This is a genomic window from Hymenobacter lutimineralis (assembly GCF_008271285.1).
GTDB classification, from domain to species: Bacteria; Bacteroidota; Bacteroidia; order Cytophagales; family Hymenobacteraceae; genus Hymenobacter; species Hymenobacter lutimineralis.
Window position 1 is genome coordinate 1 of the sequence record NZ_VTHL01000006.1, and the last position, 15,884, is coordinate 15,884.

At 57.6% G+C, this 15,884-nt stretch carries 14 protein-coding genes and 1 other RNA gene; 10 read left to right on the top strand and 5 right to left on the bottom strand.

Features of this window, described 5'->3' with window-relative positions:
* Positions 1-699 precede the first annotated feature (699 nt).
* From FY528_RS07480 to FY528_RS07490, 3 genes are read left to right on the top strand one after another with little or no spacing between them, the layout of a single operon-like run.
* Positions 700-2,565, top strand: coding sequence for a M1 family metallopeptidase (locus FY528_RS07480; protein ID WP_149070376.1), 1,866 nt, complete (start codon positions 700-702; stop codon positions 2,563-2,565).
* 38 nt (positions 2,566-2,603) lie between these two features.
* Positions 2,604-3,029, top strand: a complete 426-nt coding sequence (locus FY528_RS07485; RefSeq protein ID WP_149070377.1) for a hypothetical protein — start codon at positions 2,604-2,606, stop codon at positions 3,027-3,029.
* Positions 3,030-3,067: 38 nt separating this feature from the next.
* A complete protein-coding gene (locus tag FY528_RS07490) occupies positions 3,068-3,466 on the top strand; it encodes a hypothetical protein (protein ID WP_149070378.1) in 399 nt (132 codons plus the stop codon).
* A 344-nt stretch (positions 3,467-3,810) separates the two neighbouring features.
* Here FY528_RS07490 and FY528_RS07495 read toward each other — a convergent pair whose 3' ends face one another.
* The 3 genes from FY528_RS07495 to FY528_RS07505 form a co-directional block, all read right to left on the bottom strand.
* On the bottom strand, positions 3,811-3,996 hold the full coding sequence (locus FY528_RS07495; RefSeq protein ID WP_149070379.1) for a class IIb bacteriocin, lactobin A/cerein 7B family: 186 nt from the start codon (positions 3,994-3,996) through the stop codon (positions 3,811-3,813).
* Positions 3,997-4,096: 100 nt separating this feature from the next.
* Positions 4,097-4,303 (bottom strand): hypothetical protein, encoded by a 207-nt coding sequence (locus tag FY528_RS07500; RefSeq protein WP_149070380.1) that lies wholly within the window; start codon positions 4,301-4,303, stop codon positions 4,097-4,099.
* 121 nt (positions 4,304-4,424) lie between these two features.
* On the bottom strand, positions 4,425-4,739 hold the full coding sequence (locus tag FY528_RS07505) for an HTH domain-containing protein (RefSeq protein ID WP_149070381.1): 315 nt from the start codon (positions 4,737-4,739) through the stop codon (positions 4,425-4,427).
* Positions 4,740-5,149: 410 nt separating this feature from the next.
* Between FY528_RS07505 and rnpB the strand changes: the two genes are divergently transcribed.
* The 3 genes from rnpB to FY528_RS07520 all read left to right on the top strand — a co-directional run bounded on the left by rnpB (position 5,150) and on the right by FY528_RS07520 (position 8,490).
* An RNA gene (gene rnpB, locus FY528_RS07510) (RNase P RNA component class A) lies at positions 5,150-5,602 on the top strand.
* A gap of 230 nt (positions 5,603-5,832) precedes the next feature.
* A complete protein-coding gene (locus tag FY528_RS07515) occupies positions 5,833-7,011 on the top strand; it encodes a sigma-54-dependent transcriptional regulator (protein ID WP_149070382.1) in 1,179 nt (392 codons plus the stop codon).
* A 222-nt stretch (positions 7,012-7,233) separates the two neighbouring features.
* On the top strand, positions 7,234-8,490 hold the full coding sequence (locus tag FY528_RS07520) for a S8 family serine peptidase (RefSeq protein ID WP_149070383.1): 1,257 nt from the start codon (positions 7,234-7,236) through the stop codon (positions 8,488-8,490).
* A gap of 62 nt (positions 8,491-8,552) precedes the next feature.
* Here the strand turns inward: FY528_RS07520 and FY528_RS07525 are convergent, their stop codons facing one another.
* Positions 8,553-9,557, bottom strand: a complete 1,005-nt coding sequence (locus tag FY528_RS07525; protein WP_149070384.1) for an acyl-CoA synthetase family protein — start codon at positions 9,555-9,557, stop codon at positions 8,553-8,555.
* A 98-nt stretch (positions 9,558-9,655) separates the two neighbouring features.
* On the opposite strand from FY528_RS07525, the gene FY528_RS07530 reads away from it, so the two are divergent.
* Entirely contained in the window at positions 9,656-10,234 is a 579-nt protein-coding gene (locus tag FY528_RS07530) for a hypothetical protein (protein ID WP_149070385.1), read from the top strand.
* Between the two features lie 89 nt (positions 10,235-10,323).
* Here FY528_RS07530 and FY528_RS07535 read toward each other — a convergent pair whose 3' ends face one another.
* Positions 10,324-12,738, bottom strand: a complete 2,415-nt coding sequence (locus tag FY528_RS07535; protein WP_149070386.1) for an alpha-ketoacid dehydrogenase subunit alpha/beta — start codon at positions 12,736-12,738, stop codon at positions 10,324-10,326.
* A gap of 202 nt (positions 12,739-12,940) precedes the next feature.
* On the opposite strand from FY528_RS07535, the gene FY528_RS07540 reads away from it, so the two are divergent.
* The 3 genes from FY528_RS07540 (at position 12,941) to FY528_RS07550 (ending at position 15,879) form a co-directional block, all read left to right on the top strand.
* Positions 12,941-13,717 (top strand): DUF1573 domain-containing protein, encoded by a 777-nt coding sequence (locus FY528_RS07540; RefSeq protein WP_149070387.1) that lies wholly within the window; start codon positions 12,941-12,943, stop codon positions 13,715-13,717.
* Positions 13,718-13,991: 274 nt separating this feature from the next.
* Positions 13,992-15,119, top strand: coding sequence for an alanine dehydrogenase (gene ald / locus FY528_RS07545; protein ID WP_149070388.1), 1,128 nt, complete (start codon positions 13,992-13,994; stop codon positions 15,117-15,119).
* A 160-nt stretch (positions 15,120-15,279) separates the two neighbouring features.
* The gene (locus FY528_RS07550; RefSeq protein WP_149070389.1) at positions 15,280-15,879 is read left to right on the top strand and encodes an SMI1/KNR4 family protein; all 600 of its coding nucleotides are present in this window, start codon (positions 15,280-15,282) and stop codon (positions 15,877-15,879) included.
* Positions 15,880-15,884: the final 5 nt, after the last annotated feature.

Sequence of the window (15,884 nt, forward strand, 5' to 3'; positions counted from 1 at the left end):
GGCCGGCTCAAAGAAGCGCGAGGCTTGGCCACCCGCTACGAGAAAACCGCCGCCTCTTTTTTAGCCGTCGCTCACCTGCTCGCCGCCCTGGATTGGATGCGCTGACTGTCCACACTCTCTAGTCGGCAGCCTGATTTGTGGCTTCGGAACGGCATGTTCCAGCAATTCACTTTATGCCGTCAAAAAAGCTTCCCAGGTCCCTGTTATAGCGGGAAGCAAACACTTCCGCAATAAGGCACGCCAGGAATATGTGTTCGTTACTGACTCCTGCTTGTGTCAGAGCAACTTACTTTCGCAGTTTGCAGCGCAATTTCGAGCTACCTATTCTGTACCACTGCTTCGCAAACCATTTGCCTCCGTTCTAGGCATAGAGCCGTTGGTTCAACTGAGTCCGTGTTCAGGTTTATACTATTTCTATAACCTTCGCATCCTCCAGGCCAAGTGGAGCGGCAATCAGGTGTTCGACCACGACGTGTTCATTATGCAAGGCGGTTCACTGACGTTTTTCACCAAGGACAGTATCCAAAATTACCAGCTAGTCGAATCACTACGGAGCCAAGCCTTACTCGACAGCTTAAAAAATTACCCTGGCTTACTTTCCACCGGCAAAGTTTTCATCAGTTACTGATTTCAAGCCAAGCCCCAGCGCAACCATTCCGGGCCATACGGGTACTTTGCGGCAGCAACTCAATCCGCCGCATGAAACTCCCCTTACTTTTCGCCGCTTCCCTCCTTTCCTTCTCCGCGTTGGCCCAGCAGCCGCTGCCGGTGCCACGCAACCTGCAAGCTACCTACGCCAAAGGCACCCGCGCCGAAAACGGCCAGCCTGGCCCCAACTACTGGCAGAACTCGGCCGACTACACCCTCAAAGTCAACTTCGACCCGGCCAGCCGGCGCGTGGCGGGCACCGCGCAAATTGCCTACCACAACCAAAGCCCCGATTCGCTCCGGCAGTTGCTGTTTAAAATCTACCCCAACTACTACCAGCAAGGAGCGCCCCGGGCCGGCCGCATCAGCCCCGAAGACCTTACGGAGGGAATGAAAATTGAGGCCCTGAGCATTAACGGGCAGGCCGTGGACGTGGCCAAGCTGCAGCCCGACGCCACCAACATGTTCGTGCCCCTGCCGCGCACCCTGGGCGCGAAGCAGACGGCCCAGATCAGCGTGACGTACAGCTACACGCTCAACAAAGGCTCCCACATGCGTACCGGGGAAATTGAGCCCGGCGCCGACTTCGTGGCCTACTTTTTCCCGCGCGTGGCCGTGTACGACGACATCGACGGCTGGAACCGCCACCCCTACATCGGCTCCCAGGAATTTTATAACGACTTCGCCAACTTCTCGGCCGACATTACCGTGCCCCGCAACTTCGTGGTGTGGGCCACCGGCGACCTAACCAACGCCGACGCGGTGCTGGGCAAAAAGTACGTGAAGCGCCTGCGCGACGCGGAAAAGAAGGACGCCATTACCAGCATCATCACCGAAGCCGACCTCAAGAAACAGGACATAACCGCCCCGAACGCCCAGAACACCTGGCACTTTGAGGCCAAAAATGTGACAGACTTCGTGTTTGCCACCGCCGACCACTACGTGTGGCAGTCGAGCAGCCTGGTGGTGGACCCCGCCACCAAGCGCCGCACCCGCGTGGATGCGGTGTACAACACCAAGCATAAGGACTACGAGGAGGTGATTCACTTCGCCCGCAAAACGGTGGAGGCCATGAGTTACAATTTCCCTAAGTGGCCCTTCCCCTACTCCCACGAAACCATCTTCGACGGCCTCGACCAGATGGAGTACCCCATGATGGTGAACGACAACCCCGTCGAAACCCGCCAGGACGCCATTACGCTCACCGACCACGAGATTTTCCACACGATGTTCCCGTTCTACATGGGCATCAACGAAACCAAGTACGGCTGGATGGATGAGGGCTGGGCCACCATTGGCGAATGGCTGATTTCCAAGCAGATTGACCCCACGCTGGACGACGATTATGGCATTGCCCCCTACGCCCAGAACGCCGCCACCGAGTCGGACCTGCCCATCATGACGTTGACGACTCAGCAGAACGGACTGCCTTTCTTCCTGAATTCCTACCCCAAGCCCGCGTTCGGCTACCTCTACGTGAAGGACTTGCTGGGTGACGAGCTGTTCACGAAGGCCCTACACACTTACATCCGCAACTGGAATGGCAAGCACCCCATGCCCTACGACTTCTTCAACTCGATGAACGCCGGGGCGGGCCGCAACCTCAACTGGTTCTGGCAGCGCTGGTTTTTCGACGGTGGCTACCCCGACTTGGGCATTCAGAACGTGGCCAAAACCGCCACGGGCTACGACGTGACCGTGGAAGCCAAAGGCACCAAGCCCGTGCCCGTGTACCTCACGGTAATGTATCAGGACAACTCCACCCAGCAACTGCACCGCACCATCGAAGTCTGGGAAACAGGCGCCCGCACCGTGACGGTGCCCCTAGCCACCACCAAAGCCGTGAAGCAGGTGAAGCTCGGCGCTACGCTAGTGCCCGACAGCTACCCGAAGGATAATGTGTGGGAAGGGAAGTAAGTCAGTGCGTTTTCAACTCTATCCCGCCTATTCCAAGCATGCGCCTGTTAACTACTTTTTTGCTGGTCTCTACGCTGTTGCTACTGGCATCAGGAGAAGCTATAGGCTGCAAATGCAGCATTCAGGCCCGCGAATTCAACAGTGCAGTTAAGATAAATTCTTTGATTTTCCTCGGAAAGCTAGTTCAAGTCAGTCAGGTTAACGATTCATCGACTTCTTTCAGCGCCACTTACAGGTTTGTTCCCTTAAAAACATGGCGCGGGCAGCCTGCTGACACCCTAACGCTGCATACTGGCAGTAGTTGCGGCATTCGCCTAGTTGCGGGTAGCACTTATGTCCTCTACACCAATTCAGGCCAAGATCTTCATATTTGCCAACGCATCGTTTCCCGAAACACTCAGGCAGAAATTAAGAAGTTGGACAGCTATTTTGTGAAGCCTCGTCCTTTACCAAAGCGCCCTTAAGCTATAAGTCATACGTATAAAACCAGAAGCGTACCGCTATGGGCATACTCCTGCTGTTTGTGTTTTTACCCAGCCTTTTGGTTTGGTTCCTGGCAGTATATGCGACTTATGGAAGTTGGCCGCTCAGCCCTGTCGAGGTTAGCGGGGGCGTAGGCTTGGCTGCTCTCGGCCTGCTCTTGCCTTTGCTTCGTTGGAAAATCAGAGGCAAGCTACACGCGCTGGCCCCACCCTTTGTTTACTTGATTTACTCCGTTATTCTCCCCTATTTCTTGGGGCTGCTGCTTTCGATAGTCAGTCAGCAACGCTACGTACTAGGAGCAGTACATGCCCTGGATCTGGCCGTGGCCATTGTTTTACCGGTGGTGTGCGGCTACTTTTTCCTGGCGCCTAACAGGATGAGCGTACCGAACCTTCTGAGCATCAAATCTTACTATTAGGACACCAAGCTAAGGTCAGATCTTAGCAGTTTCTTTTCCTGCTACTATTACTCGGGGAGCCACTAACTGCGGGTCGCACTGGTTGCCAAACGGCTGTTGCCATATACAGTAATTGCAAAACGTAAAAGGGCCGCATGAATAGACTATTCATGCGGCCCCTTTTTGCTTGAAAGGTGAATTTACCTGGTTACATAGTAAATAAATTCACCTACGCATTTCCCGAACCTAAAAATGAAATAAGCCGAGAAAAAAATAAGAAAAGGTTTTGCGTATTTATTTTGCAATAGATAAGCAAATTTCTCCAGCAATTCCGTGTCGGCCATTTTCATAATTCGGGAATTAAATTAGTGCGTTACGTGGTAGATGAACTCACCGGTGTATTTGCCGGCCTCGTAAATAGCAACCCCCGCAGCCATAGCTGCACCGATTGCCAGGAACTGAACCAGAAAGCCACCTTCGATTTCGGCATTTTCGTCGTGGGACAGTTCAACCAGGTTGAACTCGTCCAGTTTCAACAACTGAGCGTTCATACGTTTATTATTTTGTGGTTAGGAAACATCTGACTGGCTCGGAGAACATCAACGGCACTGCACAACGTGCTAGCCCTGTACCCCGAAGACCGCAACCCGACTACTTAGCGGTGGTGTAGCCTACGTACACACCAGCCCCGAACAGGCCAGCAGCTACGGTGCCAGCGGCAATCCAGCCAGCTGCTTCAGCGGTGATAACCACGCCCAGAACCACAATGGGAAACAGGCCGCCTTCTACCTGTTGCATGTCCTCAGCGTTCATTGAAATCACGCCGAATTCTTCCAGTTGTGCAGAAAAGTTGTTCATGTGTTGTTGGTAAGAGAGATACTATGCGCGGGCATTTGTAGGCAGCCAGCTACGCCTTGAGGTCACGTTTGTAAGCCAGCAGCGTAGGTGTTACCCCAGCTGCTATAGCACAAAAGAAGCCTCACTCCGTCCAATAAAATTGAATCGGAAAATAATTTTTATAAAATCCACCAACAATATTTTGGCTATCATCATCCCGCAGAACCTTCAGCGAAAACTCTATTTTAAGCTTGGCCTTATCGGCGTAGTAGAAGCTGTTGCGCTTCCGAGAAAAATCAATGGTTAGGCCTTCGTCCCGTAAGTAGTCCAGAATATTATACAGCTGTGAACGGCTTATCTCCAGACGCTGCGCCAGCTCTACGGGCGTGCCGGTAGCCTCTTTGCCTATTAGATAATCAAGATGTTTAATTCTCTCGATGTACTTTCTGAAATTCATGTGTCGCTGAATTAGTGCTGTCTTCAGTTCAGTTTCAGACCTTCTGCTTTTTGTTTTCTGCCTGCTCTAACCTCATTCCCTTCCCACTCATCAAACCCGCCCCCTACTGCGCTGTCCCACACGCCCTGCCTTCACAAGGAAATACTTTATATAGGTTAAATGCAAAGGATTAAAGCTTTTTAATGCACTGCCGTCTGCCCAATAAGCCTATACCCCAGGCTATCTGACTCTTACCGCATCAATAAGCCACTAGCAAAATGCTTGGCCAGGCTGCTCACCGCGCAACTTTGTGTTGGTCACCCACACTGGCCCCTTCGGCTCAAGCCGCCGCTGGCTTGCCGAGGCCTGCTTCCGCGAATACCGGGTGCCGGATGCGGTAGCCCGGCAAAGGCTACGTACCTTTGCTGGCAGTGATGGGTCGCCCCACCGCGGCGCCAAACGCAAGTAAGGCGACGAGGAAAGTCCGGGCAACGCAGAGCACCCTGCTTCCTAACGGGAAGGACTAGGCGGCGTAAAGCCTCCTAGGACAGCTAGTGCCACAGAAAATTACCGCCGTTTTTTGGCTGTTAGCTTTCGTTCTGCGAAGACTAATAGCAGCTAGCTATCAGCTCAAAAAAAGGTAAGGGTGAAAAGGTGCGGTAAGAGCGCACCAGCGGCTGGGCAACCATGCCGGCTGGGTAAACCTCAGGGGTTGAAAGACCAAATAAGCTGGCACGCCAGCCCTTTCGGGGGCGGGCACCGGGCGGCTCGTCCGGCGTCAGCGGGTAGGTTGATGGAGCCTTTCCGCGAGGACTGGCCTAGATAAATGGTGGGGCCGCGGCTTCGGCAGCGGACAAAACCCGGCTTACAGACTCATCACCGGCTACCAGGCGGCCGTCGTATCTTCGGGTGCGGCGGCCGTTTTTGCCTGTCCGGCGCACATGGCCACTACCTTTGCCCGCCGCCAAGCGTACGCAGGAAAAGCAGCTGAGTTGCCAGCTTATCCTCGACAAGTAACCCAAGTTGGCGGCAACGAGGTTTTCCCATTCCGGCCCGCCTATTTGCGGCCGGCTTTTCGTTTCTTTGATTTTTCTCCCCTGCCTTTTCTCAGCCCATGCCCCGCATCCTGATTATTGACGACGAACGCGCTATCCGGAACACCCTGAAAGAAATTCTGGAGTATGAGAACTACCAGGTAAGCCAGGCCGAAGATGGCCCTACCGGCCTGGATATGCTCATCAAAGACAAGTACGACGTAGTGCTCTGCGACGTGAAGATGCCCAAGATGGATGGTATTGAGGTGTTGGAAAGGGCCCGTATTGTGGCGCCGGAAGCCGCCTTTATTATGGTCTCAGCTCATGGCAACGTGGAAATGGCCGTGGATGCCACCAAAAAAGGCGCCTACGATTTCCTGCAGAAGCCACCAGACCTGAACCGCCTGCTCGTGACGGTGCGCAACGCCCTGGACCGCACCAAGCTGGCCACCGAAACCACCAAGCTAGCCACGGAAAACAAAACTCTGAAGAAAAAGCTGGCCAAAAACTCGGAAATGGTGGGCGACTCGGCGGCCCTGGGTGCCGTGCGCAAGGCCATTGAGAAGGTAGCCCCCACCGATGCCCGCGTGCTCATAACAGGCCCCAACGGAGCCGGCAAGGAAATGGTCGCCCGCCAGCTCCACGAGCTCAGCAACCGCGCCAGCGGCCCGTTGGTAGAAGTAAACTGCGCCGCTATTCCGTCCGAGCTGATTGAGTCGGAGCTGTTTGGCCACGAAAAAGGCTCCTTTACCTCGGCCGTCAAGCAGCGCATCGGCAAGTTCGAACAGGCTGACGGCGGCACCTTGTTCCTCGACGAAATCGGCGACATGAGCCTCTCAGCGCAGGCCAAGGTGCTCCGGGCTCTGCAGGAAAACAAGATTACCCGCGTGGGCGGCGAAAAGGAAATTTCGGTGAACGTGCGCGTGCTGGCCGCCACCAACAAAGACCTGCTCCAGGAAATAGCCGACCGCAACTTCCGGGAAGACCTCTACCACCGCCTCTCGGTTATCCTGATCCAAGTGCCTGCCCTCAACGACCGGCGCGAAGACATTCCGGCCCTCATTCAGAAATTTCTGCAGGACATTGCCCAGGACTACGGGAACAAGCCCAAGAAGATTGACGACGCGGCTTTGGGCTACCTACAAAGCCTCGACTGGCGCGGCAACATCCGCGAGTTGCGCAACGTGGTAGAGCGCCTCGTCATTATGAGCGACGACACGATTACGGAGGCTGATGCCCGCGCCTTTGCCGGGAAATAGCCGCCAACATAATTTTGCCATTTTCGCAAAAAAAGCCGCTCCTATACGAGCGGCTTTTTTGTTTGGTTGCCGGTTTTTGAAAAAAATGTGAACTATAGCGAAGTAGCTATTGTCTGGTAAGCAAGCAACCGGTCATACACTTATCAAACGGATAAGCTGGTTTCCGGCCTCCAGACCGCCCCTGAGCAGTCTTTTATCTCACGTAACCCCTGTTGATTACGCATGGTGAATCTCGTTCAGAATTTCCGTTTCAGTGCCTGGTTAGGTGCCGCCGTTTTAGGTTCTTCCTTGCTGGCCAGCTGCGCCAAAGACTCCATTACCCCCAACGACCCTCGCCCCGCCAGCCCAATCAGCTCAGCGAGCAAAGTAGCCGGTCAGGCCGTTGCCGGGAAGTACATTGTGGTGCTGAAAGACGGAAGTGATGCGCTGAACGATATTGCTGCGAATGAGGCCGAAATCACCGAGGCCCGTTACGCGGAACGGGGTGAGAAAGTGCGCGGTGTAGCCCAGGGGCTGCTGCGGCAGCGCGGGCTGCGGGCCGAAAAAGTAGGCCGCACCTACAGCCAGGTATTGCGCGGGTTTGCAGCTGATCTGACCGCGGCTGAGGCCGCCGACCTGGCCCAGGATGCCCGGGTAGACTACGTGGAGCCCGACCAGGTGATGACCATTGAGCAGACGACAACGACCACCACGACGACGACTGCTTCTACCCAAACCATTCCCTACGGCATCAAGCGCGTAGGCACGGCCAGCGGCGTAGGCAAAACCGTCTGGATTCTGGATACCGGAGTGGAACTGACGCACCCTGATCTGACCGTTGACCGCACCCGTAGCCGAACGTTTTATCCGCTGGGCGCCGATGCCACCAGTGCCAATGACCTCAACGGCCACGGCACCCACGTAGCCGGCACTATTGCTGCCAAGAACAACACCCTGGGCGTAGTGGGCGTAGCCGCCGGCGCTACTATTGTAGCCGTAAAGGTGATGGACGCTACTGGCAGTTCCTCCTCTTCCGTCGTTATTGCGGGCCTCGACTATGTGGCCGCTACGGCCAAGGCTGGGGACGTAGTAAACATGAGCATTAGTGGGGGTACTTCCCTGTCGCTTGATGCAGCCGTGGTGCGGGCCGCCAACAAGGGCATTTTGTTTGCCGTGTCGGCGGGTAATGATGCCAAGAGCGCCACGCTGCATTCCCCTTCCCGCGTCAACCACGCCAACGTGTTTACCGTGACGGCCATGAATAACCTGGATACGTGGGCTTCCTTCTCGTGCTTTGGCAATCCTACCGTGGACTACTGCATGCCCGGCGTAGCGGTGAACTCTACCTACAAAGGCGGCGGCTACGCCCTAATGAGCGGCACCTCTATGGCAGCCCCACACATGGCGGGTGTGCTCTTGCTCCGCGGCAAGGCCTTTACACGCAGCGGCACCGTGAAGTCGGACCCCGACGGTACTGCTGACGCTATTGCTCATTTATAATTACCCCGCTTATCTTGCTTATTTCCGACGAGCGGCCTCCTCAGAGGCCGCTCGTTGCGTTTCTACCCCGCCAACTGGTTGCAGCCGCGCACGTCGGAATTATCCAGCCGACCTAATACTTCGAAGCTCCCATCGGGGTATAGCCGGGCCAGATCCTTGGTTTCGATGAAGGCGCAGCTATCAACGTTGGCCAAGTCAATGACGTTGATTGCCCCACTGGCCCGCGTGGTATCCACGGAGAAGGGGTCGGTAGGGTCGCGTAGCAGAATACGCAGCTGCGGAGGCGTGTGAAAACGCCCATCCCCGAAGCTGTAGGCCTGGCTCAGCATTTCCGTCATGCCGTATTCGGAATGAATGCCCGCGGGCCCAAAGGCCGCCTGTAGCTCCTGGTGCAGCTCTTCCCTGATCATTTCCCGTCGCCGGCCCTTCATCCCGCCGGTTTCGAGCACCGTAAGTTCCTGCAGCACCGGGTTACCGGCATAGGTCGTGGCAAAGTCGAGCAGGGCATAGCTCACGCCCAGGAGCAGCACGCGCCGCCCCGGCACCTGCCGGGCAACCCGAATGGCTTCGAGCAGCGCGGCCTGGTCGTGCAAGAAAAAAGCCGGCTGCTGCTGGCCCGATTCCCGGGCGAAATAATCGACCATAGCCACCAACGACGACTGACCCTGCTCCAGATAGGAGGGCAAGAGGGCCAGCACCGTCCAGCCGCCAAGGGCACCATAGTAGTGCTCAAAAATGCGGGCAGCGTGGGTCCGGTACAAGGCCGGGTCGCGCACCAGGTGCTGGCTGCGCTGCTGCCGGGTGGTGCCGCTGCTTAAAAATACTTCCTGGGGTTGCCAGGCAGCCGGCTCGGTTTGCACCCGATGCGTTTTAAAGAACTCAATGGGCAGAAACGGTATTTCTTCCAGCTGGGCTACGTGCTCCCGCTGGCAACCCAGCTGCGTGAGGTATTCGGCGTAGATGGGACAATGATGCGCTTGGTGTCGAAACAGACGCAGGGCGGCGGCTTCGGCCGTGGCCGGAGTGAGGGTGGGCAGCTCACGGAGGTACTCGTCGCGGAAACTCATTGCACCTGGTATGGGTTTGATGGATGGCACAACAAAGGTCCGTAGGCTTCGTTGAGAATCCGTACCTTTTGCCCCTCACTCACGGCCTTTTTCTGCATATGATGTTCACCCGTACGGTTCGGCTTGTTGTAGCGCAACTACTGCTGACGCTGCTGCTCAGCGCCTCGGTAGTGTCCTGCGTGTCCCCACCCGAATATCCGGATAAGCCCAGCATCGAGTTTAAATCGGCAGTGGCGACGGCAACTTCCGACGGCACACAGGCAGCTATTTTGCTTACGCTAGCTTTCAAGGACGGCACCGGCGACCTGGGACTTGACTCGCTGGATATCAAACAGCCTCCTTTTCAACAATTCAACCCGGATGGCTCGGTCAACCGGTATTTCAACAACTACTTTATCAAGATCTTCCGGCGCGATACCGACGGGGTATTTCGGTCGCTGAATGTGGAGCCTGGCTTCGATGGCCGCTTCGACCACTTGGCTCCTTCGGATAAGGCAGCTCCTATCCGGGGTGATCTACGCTACACTATTGCGATTTTGTACGGCATCCCAATTGATGGCACCTTGGACGGCCCAACCGTACGCAAGGGTGACGTTATCCGCCTCGAAATAAACATTACCGACCGGGGCCTGAACGAAAGCAACGTTATCACGACCAATCCCATCACGCTGCCCTAGTCACTACGTCCTGTTACACGCACGGCCCCGCCCTATTGACTTTCGCAGTCAATAGGGCGGGGCCGTGCGTGTAACAGGACGTAAGGCCGCTAATAAATTGCGGGGAAGCGCTTGGCATCGGCTTCCTGCATCAGTTCGTACACGGCATCGAATACGTCTTCCGCGTTGGGCTTCGAGAAGTAGTCACCGTCGGAGCCGTAGGGCGGGCGGTGCGCCTGGGCAGCCAGGCAACGGGGCTGGGCATCGAGGAAGCGGTAAGCCTGCTGCTCGTCGAGTACCTGCTGCAGCATATAGGCCGTGGCACCGCCCGGCACATCTTCATCGGCAAAGAGTACACGGCTGGTTTTGCGCAGGCTATCGGCAATAATATGGTCCACGTCGAAGGGCAGGAGCGTTTGCACGTCAATTACTTCCACCGATATGCCTATGTCGGCCAGCTGCTTGGCAGCATCTAGCACAATGCGGCACATAGAGCCGTAGGTTACCACCGTCACATCGTGGCCTTCCTGCAGAATTTCGGGCTGACCCAGGGGCAAGGTAAACTCGCCTACGTTCTGCGGAATGCGCTCCTTGAGGCGGTACCCGTTCAGGCACTCAATAACAATGGCGGGCTCATCGGAGCGCAGCAGCGTGTTGTAAAAGCCAGCGGCCTGCGTCATGTTGCGCGGCACGCACAGGTGCATACCGCGGATAGCACCCAGAATCATTTGGATGGGCGAGCCGCTGTGCCAGATACCTTCCAGCCGGTGGCCCCGGGTGCGAATGATGAGCGGGGCTTTCTGGCCGCCCTTGGTGCGGTACTGCAGGCAGGCCACGTCGTCGCTCAGAATCTGGATGGCGTAGAGCAGGTAGTCGAGGTACTGGATTTCGGTGATGGGCCGCAGCCCCCGCAGGGCGGCGCCTATCCCCTGCCCCACAATGGTGCATTCCCGGATGCCGGTATCGGTTACGCGCAGCTCGCCAAACTTTTCCTGCAAACCCGCAAAGGCCTGGTTTACGTCGCCGATGCGGCCCACATCTTCCCCGATAGCGAAGATGCGCGGGTCGCGGCGGAAGTTGGCTTCAAAGCAGGCCTGCAGCACTTCGCGGCCGTCAACCAGCGGGGCATTGGGTGCAAATTCAACCTTAACTTCCTCAATATTCAGCACGGCCTCCTCGCTCTGGCTGAACAGATAGGAGTTGTACCGCTCGGCGTTTTCGGCCTGGGCCTGCTCCAGCCAGTTCAGCAACTCACGGCGGGCGGCGCTGCGCAGGCCACGCACCTGGCGTAGGGCGCGGCGCACGGTGCGCACCATATCGGCGCGGATGGGTGTGCTGTTTTGCTGCAGCTGCTCTACCAGCTCGTGCATGGTATTTTCGGTACCGGTTTCGGCCACCAGCTTGTTGAGCAGCGCTACGGCCTCGTCGCGCTCCTGCTTGATGGGGTTGAAGAAATCTGTCCAGGCGGCGGTGCGGGCCAGGCGTACGGTTTCCTTGGCGTCGGTTTCAATCTGGCTGAGCTCTTCTTCCGAGGCGTAACCTTCCACGAGCAGCCACTCGCGCATCTTGCGGAGGCAGTCGTGCTCCTCTTCCCAGGAAAGCCGGTCTTTCGACTTGTAACGCTCGTGCGAGCCGCTGGTGCTGTGGCCCTGGGGCTGGGTTACTTCCGTCACGTGAATGAGTACGGGCACGTGCTGGGTGCGGCAGAGCTCGGCCGCGCGCTGGTAGGTTTCCACCAGGGCCGGGTAGTCCCAGCCTTTTACCACGAAAATCTCGAACCCCTGCTGGCCCTCGCCTTCGCGCTGCAGCCCTTTCAGGATTTCGGAAATGCTTTGCTTGGTCGTCTGGTACTCGGCGGGCACGGAAATGCCGTAGTGGTCGTCCCACACGCTGACGAGCATCGGAATCTGCAGGACGCCGGCGGCATTCAGCGCTTCGAAGAACATGCCCTCCGACGTACTGGCATTGCCGATGGTGCCGAAGGCCACCTCGTTGCCGTTCACCGAAAACTGGCTGTACTGCTGCAGCTCCGCGTTCTGGCGGTAGAGCTTGGAGGCATACGCCAGGCCCACGAGGCGCGGCATCTGCCCGCCAGTGGGCGAAATATCGGCCGAGGAGTTCTTGGTTTCCGCCTGGTTTTTAAAGTGGCCATCTTCATCCAGCAACCGGGTGCCGAAGTGGCCATTCATGGCGCGGCCCGCCGTGGAGGGCTCAGCATCAGCATCGGGGTGGGCGTAGAGCTGGGCGAAGTACTGCTGCAGCGTCAGCTCCCCGATGGCGAACATGAAGGTTTGGTCGCGGTAGTAGCCGGAGCGCCAGTCGCCGGGGCGGAAGGCGCGGGCCATGGCCAGCTGGGGCAGCTCCTTGCCGTCGCCGAAGATGCCGAACTTGGCTTTGCCCATGAACACTTCCTTGCGGCCCGCAAGCGAGGCCTGACGACTTTCACACCCCAGGCGGTAGTCGCGGAGCAGTTCTTCTTTAGTCAGCACAGCAGTGGTGATTTCGGCAGATTCGGGAGTAGGCATACGAACTGGGCGGGCGGGGAATAGAGGGGCAGGAAAACCGGGCAAGTGGGTGTGCAACCGGCATGACGCCTCAAAAGTACGGATTTGGGCGCAGCCGTGTACACAGCCCGGCGGCGGCCGTTTTGTACGACCAAGGCGGGATTTTGGCTATCTTTGAGCTGAGGCGGGGCTGGTTGGCCTCCCTACGCTATTTCGTTTCGTTATGCTCAAGACTACTTACCTGCTGGTGCTGGCCTTGCTACTGGCTGTTGGGGCGCATGCGCAAGGCGTACTAACGTTCGACAAAGAGCTCCACGACTTTGGCAACGTGCCCGAGGGCACCATGGCAACCCACGAGTTTCGCTTTAAAAACACAGGCAACCAGCCCATTGTGGTGGCCCATGTGCAGGCCAGCTGCGGCTGCACCACGCCGGAATGGACGCAAACTCCCGTGCTGCCCGGCAAATCCGGCGTCATCAAAGCCGTGTATAGCAGCGCCGGCCGGCCCGGGGTTTTCAACAAAACCATCACCGTCACGAGTAATGCCACCGAAGCCAGCAAGGTGCTAACCATTAAAGGCACAGTGCTGACCAAGGACGAGCTGAAAAAGAACCTGACCCCGGCCCAGCTGGCGCAGTCGCCGCGCCTGGTGCTCGACCGGGCCGTACATGATTTTGGCAAAATGGAGGCCGGTCAGCAACTCACGGCGCGTTTCACGGTGCGCAACACGGGCAAATCGGACCTAGTACTGGGGGCCCTTTCCTCGGGCTGCTACTGCGTGGGCATCAAGAGCGTACCGGCGCCCATAAAGCCCGGGCAGAGTGCCGTCATCGAGCTGATTTACTCGCAACGGAAACTGGGTGCCATGACGGATGAAGTGGTTATTGCTTCCAACGACCTCAGCGGCGACGCCCGCCTCACGCTGAAAGCCAACGTGGTAAAAAGCCTGCAGGCCGCCAACATGCTGAAGGAAGGCGAAGCAGCTGTACCTTTTAAGTAGGACAACATTTATTAACGTCTCATCAGCAGGCGGCCGGACGCGCTGTTTGCCCTGATTACTACCTCCCGTACTTTCCACGGAAAAGCCCCGGCCCGTCAGCAATGAAGGCTGGGGCTTTTCTTATTCTCTGGCATAGTGCTCTGGCTAGGTTGAATTGTCTCGACCGTTGGTTGATGTGCCATAGGTTCGCAGTGACAAGTTCCCCTCATCACCTTATCTTTGCCCCCGCTTTACCGAGCACATTTCTCCACCCACCCTTACTTCGTTTTCTGCGATGATCATCGGCGTTCCGAAAGAGATTAAAAACAATGAAAACCGCGTGGGCCTGACGCCCGCTGGCGTTGCGGAATTCCGCAAGCACGGCCACGAGGTGTTTGTCCAGGCGACGGCCGGCAACGGCAGCGGCTTCACGGACGCTGAGTACCAGCAGGCCGGCGCCACCATCCTGCCCACGATTGAAGACGTGTACGGCCAGGCGGAAATGATTGTGAAGGTAAAGGAGCCCATTGCTTCGGAGTACCCGCTCATCAAGGAAAACCAGCTGCTGTTCACCTACTTCCACTTTGCCTCGGGCGAGGAGCTGACCCACGCCATGATTGAGCGCAAAGCCGTGTGCCTGGCCTACGAAACCGTGGAGCTGCCCACCCGCGCCCTGCCCCTGCTCATTCCCATGAGCGAAGTGGCTGGCCGTATGGCTCCTCAGGAAGGTGCCAAGTACCTGGAGAAGCCTCTGAAAGGCCGGGGCATTCTGCTGGGCGGCGTGCCCGGTGTGAAGCCCGCCGAAGTGCTGGTGCTGGGTGCCGGCATCGTGGGTACGCAGGCCGCTAAAATTGCCGCTGGTCTGGGCGCGAAAGTAACCGTAATGGACATCAGCCTGAACCGCCTGCGCGAGCTGGACGACTTCATGCCCAAGAACGTGGTAACGCAGTACTCCAACGAGTACAACATCCGCGAAGCCATTAAAACCGCTGACCTCATCATTGGGGCCGTATTGATTCCCGGCGCCAAGGCCCCGCACCTCATCACCCGCGACATGCTCAAGACCATGCGCCCGGGTACCGTGCTGGTAGACGTGGCCGTGGACCAGGGTGGCTGCATCGAAACCTGCAAGCCCACCACCCACGAAAACCCCACTTTCATCATCGACGACATCGTGCACTACTGCGTGGCCAACATGCCCGGTGCCGTGCCCTACACCTCTACGCTGGCCCTCACCAACGCCACGCTGCCCTACGCCGTGAAGCTGGCTAACCTGGGCTGGCAGGAAGCCTGCCGCCGCGACGAAGCCCTGCGCCTGGGCCTGAACGTGGTGCACGGCAAGGTGGTGTACAAAGGAGTAGCCGAGGCCTGGGGCCTGCCCCTGGAATCGGTAGACTCGGTGATGGAAGAAGCCGTTGCGTAAGTTTCTCATCGACTAAGTGGAAAGCCTTTCCGGCCGTGGGTCGGGAAGGCTTTTTCTGTGGTGTTCAGCTCCAGCTTTGCGCCTTGTTGAACGAACTGCGGCGAAGCAGGCCCACGGGCCGCCTGGCGCTGCGTGAAGCTGGAGCTTCGCATCCTTCCCTATGAAAGGCATTCTGTATACCGGCGGGGAGCTAACCGACCTGCTGAGCTTTGCCCGCCTCCCCTCCTACCTGCAGGCCTTTTTGCGCGAGCAGAACGGGGTGGTAGCCTACTTCGGCGGCCTGCACATCCGGGGCTGCGTGAGCGCGCCCGCCTGGCACGCCCTGGCCGAAGCCTGGCAGGGTGAAAACGCCTTCTGGCGCACCTACGACACCGTATTGGAAACTGATGTGCCGTTTGCCCAGGACAGCGTGGGCAATCAGTTCCTGCTCCGCGGCGACGCGGTGCTGTTCCTGGATACCGAAACCGGGGAGCTGGCCGACCTGGAAGTGGACTTCAAGCACTTCCTGTTTGGGGCCGAGAAATTTCCGGTTGATGCCTTGGGCCTCGATTTGTTGCGCGACTTTCAACGGCGCGGTGGCGTGCTGGCGCCCGGCCAGCTGTTGAGCGTCAGCCCACCCGTCTGCATTCATACCGCCTCGGAAAAGCCGCAGCTAGCCGCGCGCCCCGCCGCCGACCGGCTGCAGTGGCTGGCCAGCTTTTACCGCCAAATCAAAGACCTGCCCGACGGGCAGCGCATCCGATTTCGCCCCACTGAATAATGCTT